This is a genomic window from Spirochaetae bacterium HGW-Spirochaetae-1 (assembly GCA_002839375.1).
Classification (GTDB): Bacteria; Spirochaetota; UBA4802; order UBA4802; family UBA5550; genus PGXY01.
Window position 1 is genome coordinate 304,313 of the sequence record PGXY01000004.1, and the last position, 12,242, is coordinate 316,554.

A 12,242-nucleotide genomic window follows, 5' to 3' on the forward strand; every position below is an offset into this window, starting at 1 on the left:
CCTTTAACCTTTACAGGTCCGATTTTTCTGTAATAGAAAGGGCGAAGCCCTCAAGTATTTTCACGGCATGAATGAGCATGGCAAAGCGCTTATCCTTTGTCTGGCCGTGGAAATATCGATAATATATCTGCTGCGCGATGACTGCCAGCCGGAACAGGCCGAAACAGAGATAATAATCGAAGTTGTCTATTTTTCTGCCGGTGATATCACCGTAGAGATCGACCTGTTCGTTTCTCGTCAGCATGCCTTCGAGATTCGTGGGCATCATCCTGATCATCTGGACAACCTTCGGGTCGTTCATTTCAACCCAGTAGGCCAGGCTGTTTCCCAGGTCCATGAGGGGATCACCGATGGTGGCCATCTCCCAGTCAAGGATGCCCGTTATTTCCAGTGGATTGTCGGGATTCAGCACGGCATTATCGAGCTTATAGTCGTTATGGATGATGGTGGGTCGGTCCGTGTCGGGAGGCATTTTGACATGGAGCCATTCCATGACCTTTTCATAATCGGGTGCGTCTTCGGTGCGGGCATCGCGGTATCGCTTACTCCAGCCCTCGACCTGTCGCTGCACATAACCTTCCGGTTTTCCGAAATCATCAAGCCCGACTGCCTTATAATCGATGCTGTGGAGTTCACAGAGCACCTTCACCAGGTTTTCACTCAGGGTCCGGGCTTCGTCGGGCGGCAGGATCATCCCCTCGGGAAGATCTTTTCTGAAAATGATACCCTTCAGGCGCTCCATGACATAGAAAGGAACATCCATAACCGCCGGGTCTTCGCAGTAGGCCAGCGCCTCGGGACAATATCTGAAGTGCGGCTTCAGTGTTTTCAGGATGCGGTACTCACGCAGCATATCATGGGCGCTCTTGGCCTTTTTCCCGAAGGGGGGCCTGCGCAGCACCAGTTCGCGGTCTCCGAACTTCACCAGGTAGGTGAGATTGGAAAAGCCGCTGGGAAACTGGCTGATTTCTATCTGCCCCTGGAGACCGCTGAGGGTATCCCGGAGATATGCCTCTACCTTTGAGGCGTCCAGCTCTTCACCCTGCCGGACATTGATGGCTTTATCGATGGCGCTCATGTCTGCCTCCTTAAATACGTTTCAATAAAGCTGATTAAATAATCAGCGTACTCGTCGACGGATATGTTTCTCCGCTTGTATTTCCATCGCTTGAGATACCAGTCCTGCATCATGGCCTTGATGACCGATGCCGTGAGACGGGTATCGATATCGGTAAAGATATCCTGGTCGATACCCTCTTTGAGAATATCAATAATCATGCCTTCCGTGAGAAGTTCGCTATCAATGGAGAAGGTTCTTGATTCTTTGCTGAAATTCTTTGTTTCCATGAAAAGAAAATAGAACCAGTACTGCATTGCTTCACTCAGATAGAGATGGGTCTTCACCATGGCATGGAGCTTTTCCCGGACAGTTCCGCATTTTTCCAGTTCGTCCCGGAGAATTCTCTTCATGGTGAGCTGCCCGTGTTTCTGAATGAGCAGGAGCAGCTCGTCCTTGCTGGCGAAATAGGAATAGAGGGCCCCCATGCTGAGACCGGAATCGGCGCTGAGATCACGGAGACTCATGGCGTTAAAACCTTTCTCATTGCTCAGTTTCAGTGTACTGTTCACAATAATAGAAAGGTTTTTAACGGCAACGGCCTCTTTTTTAATTTTGATCCGTTCACGGTTCTGGTTAAAATACTCGCGGCAGATGTCCTCAACCGCGGTAGCATAATCGGCAATAAAAGTTTTAAAGGTCATGGTCTGGCAATCCTCGTCCTACTTACCGTTTCTCCCGTATCTGTTCAGATAGCGACGGGCGAAGGAGGCCTTGTGTACCTCGTCGGCGCCGTCATAGATTCGGGCGGCCCTTTCATGCCGGTAGAAGAATGCCAGGATAGTGTCATCGGTCATTCCCAGTCCGCCGTGAACCTGGAGCGCCCGGTCGATGACATGCTGCATGGTGTTGGCCACGACAAATTTTATCAGGCTCACCTCGTCACGGGCTTCCTTTGCCCCCACGGTATCAATCTTCCATGCCGCGTGCAGGGTCATGAGCCGCGCGGCCTGGATTTCCGCGGCGGAGTCGGCCACCCACTGCTGTATGATCTGCCGTGTGGCCAGGGTCTTGCCGTCGGGAGATATTTTTCTCTCGGAGGCGCGCTGACACATGAGATCCATGGAACGCTTGCAGATACCGAGCCAGCGCATGCAGTGATGGATGCGTCCCGGCCCCAGGCGGTCCTGGGCAATAACGAAGCCCTGGCCCTCGGCGCCCAGGAGGTTTTTCTGCGGTACACGGCAGGACTGGTACAGAATCTCGCCGTGGCTGGCATAATCGTCACCGCTATGACCCATGACGGGAATATTTCTCACCAGGTTAAATCCCGGCGTGTTCGTGGGGACGATGATCATGCTGGCTTGGAGATACATGGGAGCCTCGGGGTTTGTCACGGCCATGACAATGGCAAATTCCGATCCGTCGGCGGCCGTGGTGTACCATTTATGGCCGTTGATGATGTAATCGTCGCCGTCTTTTACAGCTGTTGTTTCCAGCATGACGGGATTGGAGCCCGGCATGTCCACTTCGGTCATGGAGAAACAGCTGCGTATATCGCCGCCGGCCAGGGGCTTCAGGTATTGTTTCTTCTGCTCCTCCGTGCCGTGGGTGTGAAGAATTTCAATGTTTCCGGCGTCGGGAGCCTGGCAGCCGAAGACGTAGTGCCCCAGTGGTGTCCGGCCCAGGGATTCGGAGACGAGGCCGTGATCGACCAGGTTAAGCCCCATGCCCCCCAGTTCTTTCGGGATCTGAGGGCCCCACAGTTCCATCTGTTTCACCATTTTTCTTTTTTCCTTCAGGACGGGAACCATCTCACTGAAATTGTGAGTGATGAATTCCGGCTCCAGGGGAATCAGTTCCTTATCGACGAATTCATCGATCATTCCCAGAATGGTCTGCATTTTGTCGCTAATCGTAAAATCCATGACGGCCTCCTTAATTTTTCATTGTTCGGTACTGCTTTATCTGTATGTTATGAGTTCCCTGTCTCCCGTCAGTTCAAGATGACACACATCATTGAAACTCATGAGAGAAAAGCGGTCCTCGGTGCATTTGAACCGGCTGACCGATGTATTGATGATCTGCCATGTGAGTCTCATGGACTCTTCATCGGAAATATGCAGAGCCATCATCACTGCCGCGGCAATTGGACCGCCCGAGGTGAAAACGGCGATATTTTTCCCCCGGCCGAAATGCTTCATAATTTCATTGATCCCGCTGTGAACGGCATCACGGAAACTCCGGTAAGGAAGAAGTTCCCCGGGGTGGTTCCCGGAAATCCAGCGCAGCATGGATAGCTCGAAAATTTTCTGAAAGGATGTTCTGCTGGTAAATAGACGGTCCACATCATACTTCAGCGATGGGTCCTCGGTCAGGAGGAGGGGCACCAGGGTGGTGAGAACAGCTCTTGAATCATATTCATTGAAGGCATCGTTGAGATACATGCGCGGAGCGTTCATACCCTTTTCACCACTGAGGCGCAGGATTTCACTGGCTGTTCCAATCTGTCTCTCCAGGGTCCCCGTATAGATAACGTCAAAGGCAACTCCCGTATGCATGAAATGCTGTCCCAGCAGGGATGCCTGCATGATGCCCCGTTCGCTGAGACGGTCATAATTCTCTTTCCCGAAGGAGGCCTGCCCGTGCCGTATGAAGTACAGTGTACTCATAAGTAATTTTTTCCTCTATTTTGAACACATTGTCTAATATATACATGTTTAGGGCAGGTGAATATGCTTGTCAAGAAAAAATATAGCGAGCGTTCGTTTTTTTTCTTGCAATATTTCCAATCCCTTCTATATTTTGCTCACAGACGCAAGAAAAAAAAAGCGAGGTTTTTCAATGACACGATCCTTCCTGCATACATTAATGAATCCCAAATCCATTGCCACGGCAGGGGCCGGCAATAATGTTATGAAAATGGGGACCATGCATCTCCTGAGTATTCTGAAAGACGGTTATAGCGGGAAGGTCTATCCGATACATCCCAATGATGAGATTGTGCTGGGTCAGAAAGCGTATAAATCACCGCTTGACCTGCCGGAAGCGCCGGAACTGGTCCTGTTTATCCTGCCCTCGAATCAGCTTCTGCCGGTTTTTGAGGATTTTGGGAAAAGGGGCACTAAATATGCCATCGTTATAACGGCAGGTTTCAGGGAAACGGGTTCCGAGGGCCGGGTACTGGAAAAAAAGCTTGTTGATATTGCCGACAAATACGGCATGCGTTTCATAGGGCCTAACTGCATGGGGATTATCAACACTGAAATATCCCTCAATACCACGGTTGTTCCTCTTCAGTCGCCGCCGGGTCTCCTGGGATTTGCTTCCCAGAGTGGTACCTATGTGACGCAGTCCCTTCCCTATCTCGCGAAAAAGGGCATCCGTTTCAGTAAGGCCATCAGTGTGGGGAATCAGGCCAATGTGAATATCATAGATGCCCTGGAATATCTCGGTGAAGATGAGCAGACCAGGGCTATATCGCTGTACATCGAGGCCTTGAGCGATGTGGACCGCTTTCTTGAAACGGCCCGGAGAATAACACAGCTTAAACCGGTCCTTGCTCAGTACATCGGCGGATCCGAGGCCGGGGCAAGATCGGGCTTAAGTCACACCGGAGCCATGGCGGGGCCCGATCATCTCTACGACGGGTTATTCAGGCAAGCGGGAATAATCCGTGTTCATTCCATTGAGGATCTCTACGGCTTCGGATGGGCCCTGGCGACGCAGCCTCCACTCAGAGGAAACCGTATCGGCATAGTTACCAATTCGGGCGGACCGGGTTCGGCCGTGGCCAATACCTGTGAGACAGCAGGCTTCAGCATACCTGCTTTCAGTGAGAACCTGCAGGAGCAGATCAAGCCTCTCATGCCGGCTCATGCCCCGGCGGGAAATCCAGTTGATCTTACCTTTGCCATGGATATAAATATTCTAGCCCATACTATACCGGAACTGGTCATGAAAAGCGGCGAGGTGGATGGTGTTGTTCTCCATGGGGCCATGTCCTCGGGGTTCATGAAGGTATTGTCGAAGAATCTCAAAACGGTTCTCGGCGACAAACCCGTCAATGATGTGGTAAAACTTTCGGAGAGCCGGGATCTCTCGGAGAATATGCAGCTTCCATTTAAATACGGCATTCCTTTGATAGTATCGTCGTTTTTTGACCGTGATGACCATTATACCGACTGTTTTATGGAAAATAATATTCCCGTCTACGAAGCACCTGAAAGGGCGGCTCTGGCCATGGGGATGCTTTTGAAGTATAAAAAAATCCGGGAGCGGAAGACGGGAAACGGCACTACCGCAGGGAATCCCTCCAGCGAAGCCCTGGAAATTATAAGGAAGGCTGTGAGCCAGAATCGGGTCGCCCTTGATGAATATGAGGCCAAGCGTCTTCTTACCTCCTACGGGATTCCCGTTTCCCGGGAGTTTCTGGCCGCCGGGGAAAAGGAACTGGCGGAAATCGGGGGAAAACTCAGCTTCCCCGTGGCCGTTAAGGTCTGTCATCATGAGATCATGCACAAGACCGAGCGGGGACTGGTCCATCTGGGAATAAAGGACAGCACAGGCATGATAGAGGCTTTCAGGAAGATACGGGCCGAGGCCGGTGAGGATGTTCCCGTCCTTGTGAGCGAGATGGTTCCGGGCAAGAGGGAGTTCCTGGCCGGTATACTGCGGGAGAAGAATTTCGGCACCTGGACCGCTTTTGGCGTGGGCGGTATTTTTACCGAGGCCCTGAAAGACGCGGTGTACCGCCTTTCTCCGCTTTCAGTCGAGGAGGCCCGGGAGATGATCGGCGATATCAGGCTCTCATCCCTCCTGGGTGATTTCAGGAAAATGGGTCCGGTTAATATTGATTCTCTGGCGGCAGTCCTGCAGCGCCTCAGTATGATACCGCTCATTCATCCCGAGATTCGGGAGATCGATATCAATCCCTTAATTATCTGCGGCAGCGAACCCGTGGTGGTCGATTCGCTCATCGTCCTGGGGAACTGATGAAGATACTGGTGTGCATAAAACAGGTCCGCGATGACACATCGCCGATTATGATCGGTTCGGAAGGAAAGGATTACCTGGACGACGGGAACACGGTTTTCAGGATGAACCGGCTCGATGAATACGCCCTGGAAGAGGCAATCCTTATCCGTGAGAAAAATAAGGGAATCGTGGTTGATGCCGTATCCGTGGGACCGGACAGGGCCAGGGCCGTTGTCCGGAAAGCCCTGGAAAAGGGTGCCGATAATGGCTTTCATATTGTAACAGGGGAAGCTGCATATGCCCCTCCCCTAGTCACGGCTGCACTCCTGGCGTCCTTTGCACGGTCTGGGGATTACGATCTTATTCTTACGGGCGTCATGTCCGAGGACGATATGAACGGCCAGACCGGTTCAATGCTGGCCGGATTCCTGGGGCTGCCCTGCGCGGTTTCGGTTATAGAGGAAGAGATCAACGGAAACGCCTTTATTGATGTTACTTCAGAACTGGAGGGCGGTATGCGGGAGCAGGCCGTCATATCCATGCCCTGCGTGCTCACCATCCAGTCAGGAATAAACCGGCCCCGGTACCCGTCCCTCTCCAATGTCCTGCGGGCAAAAACCCAGGAAATTATTACCAGGGACGGAACAGAGCAGGCTGAGCAGGACGGGGGAATGGCACAGGTCACACTCTCCTATCCGGTAAAAACGGGCCGCGGAATTATCCTGGACGGTACGCCCGAAGAAAAGGCGATTCAACTCCTGGATATTCTTCATGAGAAGGCCCTGGTATAGAAGCAATGGAAATGGACGGAAAAAGTACTATCAGATATCTCCTGGTCATCGAGACCCTGGAAGGAAAGATAAACCGCGAGAGCCTGGAGACCCTGGGCTTCGCTCTTTCCTTTCACAATACGATCGATAACTGCGTCCTGGTCATTGCCGGCGAGGGAATTACGCAAACAGCCGGATCCCTGGCAGCGGCCTGGGGACTCGATGTCGTTGTATTCGATGACCCGGCATTCCGCTATCCCAACGGAGACCTGCTGGCCGCGGCACTCGTTGAGACCATAAAGAAATATAATGCCGGGAGCGTTGTTCTGCTCCATACGATTACCGGTGTCCATGCCGCTTCACGGGCAGCCGCTACGGCGGGCATGGCCTGTATAACTGCCGTGGAATCAGTGACCCGGGAAGGAGAATCGACGGTATTTCAGCGGTGCCTGCAGTACGGGAAAATCAGGGCATCGATAATGCTTCAAAGTGATAGGTGTATCCTGACCATACTTGCCGGTTCATTTACAGCTCCTGAGCCGGGAGATTTTCGAAAAACGCCGGGGACTGTCTATGATGATAAAATCGGGCGCAGTGCGTCTTATTCACCCCGGAGTATTGAACGGGCCGAGAGCAGCCGGTCCCTGGATGAGGCGGAAGTCATCGTGTCCGCGGGCAGGGGAATCGGAAAAGAAGAAAACCTGGAGATGATCCGTGACGTGGCGAAGATATTTTCCCGGTCTGCCGTGGGTTCGTCGCGTCCCCTCTGCGACCTGGGTTGGCTTCCCTACGGGCAACAGGTGGGCTCGACGGGAAAAACCGTATCGCCGAAGCTGTATCTGGCCTGCGGTATCTCAGGAGCCAGTCAGCACCTGGCCGGCATGAAGAGCTCGCAGATCATTGTGGCCGTGAACCGTGACCCTAATGCCGCAATATTTTCCTTAGCGGATTACGGCGTGGTGGAGGATTTGACGGTTTTTCTCCCCCTCCTGGCGGAGAAGTACCGGGACGGAAAGTGGTTGAAGAAGTAAGAAGGGGCATGGATAAACGCCATATCAGTACGATTCTGATCATAAAAAACATGAGGTTGAAGGAATGAAATCAATGGAGGAAAAAACAGCCGTGATTACCGGCGCGGCATCGGGAATCGGCAGAGCCCTGGCCGTACAGCTTGCGGCTGAAGGATGTGCCCTGGCCATAGCCGATGTGAACGATAAGGGCCTGAAAGAGACTGCCGACCTGGTGAAGGGTGCCGGTGTAGATGTCATGACGGCTAAGCTCGATGTGTCCGTTGAAAAGGATGTGAATAAATTTGCCGCCGCCGTGATGAAGCGCTTCGGCTCCGTGGATATCGTCATCAATAATGCCGGTGTCAATCATAACGGCAACATGATGGACGCCTCAATTGAGGATTTTGAGTGGATTTTCAGCATTAACTTCTGGGGTGTTGTGTACGGCACAAGGGCCTTCCTGCCCCATCTTGTAAAGCGTTCTGAAGCGAGCCTCGTCAATATATCCAGTCTCTTTGGTCTGCTGAGTGTTCGGAAGCAATCGGCCTATTGCGCCACAAAGTTTGCTGTCCGGGGTTTTACCGAGGCCCTGCGCCAGGAGCTGAGAGCCACGGGTGTTGCCGTAACCTGTGTGCATCCCGGAGGGATAAAGACTAATATTGCCCATACGGCCCGCATATCAACGGCAGGAGGGCGCGGTTCAAAACAGGACCAGGAAAAGCTGATAAAGCTTTTTGACAGGGTGGCAGCCACGAGTCCTGAAGAGGCGGCACGTGTCATTATCGACGGCATTAAAAAGAAAAGTACCCGGGTTCTCATAGGGAAAGACGCGAAGCTCGGTTCCCTGGTTCTGCGCCTTTTCCCCGCTATCTATGACAGGGTGTTGGAAAAGATATTGTAAAAGATCACGCCGGGCGGCTATTCTATCGGTGTGTTTTCAGTTATTTTCCTGAACGATATAGAGTTTTTCCGACCGGAACATCTGCACGGGAGCAATGACTGTTTCATTATAGGGAATAGACGCACCGTAGCGTTTTTTCATGAGCTGCCGGACTTTTGGATGTGTCAGGTCAAAATCCCTGAGTTTCTGCAGTTCCCCAACCTCGATATGGGCGGCGCGCTTATAGACTTTCCACACGAGTTCGGAACAGTATATGCGCGCGTCGCTCCAGAGAAAGGCGCTGTCATAATTTTTCCCCAGGAAACCTGTCGCTATTCCTTTCATCTTTCGTATCACCTGGGGGGTCAGAGCCTCATCCCTGTTTTTAAGACGTTTTATTACAAAATGTCCGTTGAGGCCCCGGCTTGTGAACTGGCGGAGCGGGGTTATCTTCACGGGTTGAACCGCCTCATAGACATAAGAATCCTTTCCCTTTTTAAATATGATGCCCATGTGTGTGTATCGTGATTTTGTCGCCAGCTTTAATTCCTCGCCCTGGAGGGATTGTGATTCCTGGAAGATAATATCGCCGTCGAGCAGTACGGGTTTTTTCCCGCTTATGCATGTTGAGGATAAAAAGAAAAATATCATGATGAAAGAGAGGGCTTTTTTGTTCATGGGATACTTCCTGAATTTTTGCAATATCATCTGATGACCTGAGTATTCCCATATGGTATGGCACGCCTTTCATTTTTCAATACATTTTTGCCTTGATCCATTTATTGAATCACTCTCAATAATTGTCTTGCTTTTATGGATTATACCGGTGATCCTTTCTGCCGTATCGACGCGAGGAAACTGAAGAGGAAACTGAAATGAACAATAATAAAACAAAAAGCCCCTTTATAAGCGATCTCCGCGATCTTGATCCGCGCGTTCATATCACTTTCTGGCTGGTAACCCTCATTATGGTCCTTCTTCTCAGCCAGCAGAATCTCGATTCACCCAACCTGACGCAGATAGGCAAAAGCTTCGGCCTCGATCCCGGTAATATACGATTGTTCATCGGGGGTAAGGCCTACCTGGGAACAACTATCGTATCGTCCATTGCTCTTATCATCTTCGGCTATCTCACGGACAAGGTGAACCGAAAGACGCTGCTGGTCATCTCGGCTGCCATAAGCGGCGCAGCATACCTGGTCGCTCCCTTTGCCGTTACCGTGGATCAGTATATCATCATGCGGTCCGCTGCCGGTGTAGGTATCGGCGGAATCGTGCCGGTCATGTTTTCCATAACGGGGGATATATTCACGGAGCGGAGCCGGGCGGCTGCATCGGGCGTCATCATGGTGATAATCAATATGGGCATCGGATTCGGATTTGTGCTGGGAAGCGTGGCAGGACCGGAAAACATGCTGGGCTGGCGCGGATCTTTTTTTCTCCAGAGCATTCTTTTACTCTGCGTGGTGGCACTGTTCCTGGCATACGGCAGATTTCCCCTGCGCGGCCATGCGGAAAAGAGCCTTCATGACAGGCTGGCAGAAGGTAAAAGGGAATATAAGGAGCGAATCAAGCTTTCGGACGTAAAAAACATTCTGACGAATCCCACCAATCTGGTTTTCATTTTTGCCAGTTTCTTTGCCACTTTTTCCGGCGGCTTTGTGCAGCGCTTCATGGTGGATGCCTATGCCACGCATGGGGGCATATCGGAAATGGCCGCGGCCCTTTTTCTCATGCTGGTCCTTTCGGGTACCATCATCGGCGATATGCTGGGGGGATTTTTCGGTGATTTTCTCAGAAAGAAGAACAGGGTCTATCCAATATATTTCGCCCTTACCGTGCCTGTTGCGGGGACCTTTCTCCTGTTTCTCTTTTTTTCACTTCCTCTGACCGGGGGCTTTGCCTTCCCACAGGTCCTTCTGCCTGTGTTGATCGGTTTTACCGGTGCCGCCCTTATCGAGGTGCATATCCCCATTCAGAAAGCGATGATGCTGAATGTTAATGTTCCCGAGAACCGCGGCACCATTTCAGCCATTATTCAGACCAGCGCACAGATGGGATTCGGCGCCGGCGCATACCTGATTTCCCTCATGGGTGTACGCGTAGCCGCTCTGTTGAACAGGGAACACACTCCTTTTTTTGATTTTCAGTTTGCCGCGCTTCTGTGGCTTATCCCCATCCTGTCCTGGGCATTCATCATATTTACGGGAAGACGCGACGAGGATCGCGCCGCAGCCCTTATCGGGGAAAGGGCGAAGAAACTGGAAGGCAACGATAGTGATCAAACCTGATTTAGTATTGACAGACATTCCGGTAGTAATAAAAAGACATTCATTTATTTATTGTTGTTCACGAAAGAGGTGATGAAGTGATAGGGGAATTTTTTGGAAATATAATCGGATGGTACATGAGCAATATCAACTACGGAACAGTGATTTTCCTCATGGCCGTAGAGAGCTCCTTCATCCCTTTTCCATCCGAGGTTGTGATTCCCCCGGCAGGATGGAAGGCGGCCCAGGGAGAGATGAACCTCCTCCTTGTCATTGTTGCCGGCACTGTGGGAAGCATGATCGGCGCTCTTTTTAACTATTACCTGGCCATACTGGCCGGGAGAAAAATCATCTATGCCTTTGTCGACACAAGACTTGCCCGGGCTCTCATGCTCAGCCGCGAGGGCGTGGAAAAGGCGGAGTTGTTTTTTAACCGGTATGGGAATATCTCCACGTTCACGGCGCGTCTGATTCCGGCAGTAAGACAGCTCATATCCATCCCGGCCGGTCTTGCCCGCATGCCCCTGAAGAACTTTCTTCTGTATACCCTGGCCGGTTCCCTGACGTGGAACATCATTCTCGGTCTTATGGGATATTTCCTTTACTCACAAAAGGAATTGCTTGAGGAGTATTATCGCGAACTGACCTATGCCGGCATATTCCTCGCGCTGGCTGTCAGCGCATATATATTATGGTCCGCAATGAGGAAAAAATCCGGAAATAACAGTACGGCAGATTAAAAGGCCGCATCACCTGAAATATTTTATTATTATTGAAGGAAAACTGAAACAAATCGAGATGACTTATTAACAAATACAATGGTAATGCCGTAAAGGTATTCGATAAAGATCATACTATGATACATTATAGACGGAAGTCATTAACGCTGCTTTTTTCGCTGCTTATCGCCTGTTCAATTTCGGCGGTTCAGAGGGCCTATGCTGACAGCCCGCGTGATTCAGCGTCATCCCTGGGTGAAATTCAATACGATGAATATTCAGTTTTCAAAAAGGTTGACTCATCATCTTTCAGCTTCAAGCCCAGGGTCTTACAATCAGCCGGCCTTTTCCCCAGTCCATTTTATATCGGTAATTCCAATCATGCCGTCTTTAAAAAACGTATATTTCAATACTATCAGAACGCACAGCATAAAAAATTCGTAATCCGCTCCAAGGGAACATTCTTCTAACCACCTCCCTCACATAACAGCATTTTGCTGAACCAGTGTCATTTATTTTCTGCCGGCAGCGGCACATGAAGCTTTATATAATGACCGGT

General features: G+C 51.1%; 12 protein-coding genes. 7 read left to right on the top strand and 5 right to left on the bottom strand.

The genetic code is table 11. The features are described from left to right. Positions 1-10: 10 nt before the first annotated feature. From CVV44_09195 to CVV44_09210, 4 genes are read right to left on the bottom strand one after another with little or no spacing between them, the layout of a single operon-like run. Positions 11-1,078, bottom strand: a complete 1,068-nt coding sequence (locus CVV44_09195) for a phosphotransferase family protein (protein ID PKL39032.1) — start codon at positions 1,076-1,078, stop codon at positions 11-13. Continuing rightward, positions 1,075-1,761: a TetR/AcrR family transcriptional regulator gene (locus tag CVV44_09200; protein ID PKL39033.1), complete on the bottom strand. Its 687-nt coding sequence runs from the start codon at positions 1,759-1,761 to the stop codon at positions 1,075-1,077. Before CVV44_09200 ends, CVV44_09195 begins: the two co-directional genes overlap by 4 nt. Positions 1,762-1,779: 18 nt before the next feature. Beyond that, the gene (locus CVV44_09205) at positions 1,780-2,985 is read right to left on the bottom strand and encodes an acyl-CoA dehydrogenase (protein ID PKL39034.1); all 1,206 of its coding nucleotides are present in this window, start codon (positions 2,983-2,985) and stop codon (positions 1,780-1,782) included. A gap of 36 nt (positions 2,986-3,021) precedes the next feature. Then, entirely contained in the window at positions 3,022-3,729 is a 708-nt protein-coding gene (locus CVV44_09210) for a histidine phosphatase family protein (GenBank protein ID PKL39035.1), read from the bottom strand. Between the two features lie 67 nt (positions 3,730-3,796). On the opposite strand from CVV44_09210, the gene CVV44_09215 reads away from it, so the two are divergent. From CVV44_09215 to CVV44_09230, 4 genes are all read left to right on the top strand, one after another. Next, positions 3,797-6,052, top strand: coding sequence for a CoA-binding protein (locus tag CVV44_09215; protein PKL39036.1), 2,256 nt, complete (start codon positions 3,797-3,799; stop codon positions 6,050-6,052). Further along, positions 6,052-6,825, top strand: a complete 774-nt coding sequence (locus CVV44_09220; GenBank protein PKL39037.1) for a hypothetical protein — start codon at positions 6,052-6,054, stop codon at positions 6,823-6,825. Before CVV44_09215 ends, CVV44_09220 begins: the two co-directional genes overlap by 1 nt. Positions 6,826-6,830: 5 nt before the next feature. After that, positions 6,831-7,835, top strand: coding sequence for a hypothetical protein (locus CVV44_09225; GenBank protein PKL39038.1), 1,005 nt, complete (start codon positions 6,831-6,833; stop codon positions 7,833-7,835). A 64-nt stretch (positions 7,836-7,899) separates the two neighbouring features. Continuing rightward, a complete protein-coding gene (locus tag CVV44_09230) occupies positions 7,900-8,715 on the top strand; it encodes a short chain dehydrogenase (GenBank protein ID PKL39039.1) in 816 nt (271 codons plus the stop codon). Between the two features lie 36 nt (positions 8,716-8,751). On the opposite strand, the gene CVV44_09235 is transcribed toward CVV44_09230, so the two are convergent. Next, positions 8,752-9,372 (bottom strand): peptidase, encoded by a 621-nt coding sequence (locus CVV44_09235; protein ID PKL39040.1) that lies wholly within the window; start codon positions 9,370-9,372, stop codon positions 8,752-8,754. Between the two features lie 197 nt (positions 9,373-9,569). Here CVV44_09235 and CVV44_09240 point away from each other — a divergent pair, with 197 nt between their 5' ends. From CVV44_09240 to CVV44_09250, 3 genes are all read left to right on the top strand, one after another. Next, positions 9,570-10,985 (top strand): hypothetical protein, encoded by a 1,416-nt coding sequence (locus CVV44_09240; GenBank protein PKL39041.1) that lies wholly within the window; start codon positions 9,570-9,572, stop codon positions 10,983-10,985. A 116-nt stretch (positions 10,986-11,101) separates the two neighbouring features. Next, positions 11,102-11,704: a DedA family protein gene (locus CVV44_09245; GenBank protein PKL39255.1), complete on the top strand. Its 603-nt coding sequence runs from the start codon at positions 11,102-11,104 to the stop codon at positions 11,702-11,704. Positions 11,705-11,820: 116 nt separating this feature from the next. Beyond that, complete coding sequence (locus CVV44_09250; protein PKL39042.1) at positions 11,821-12,153, top strand: hypothetical protein; 333 nt, start codon at positions 11,821-11,823, stop codon at positions 12,151-12,153. The last annotated feature ends 89 nt before the right edge of the window (positions 12,154-12,242 follow it).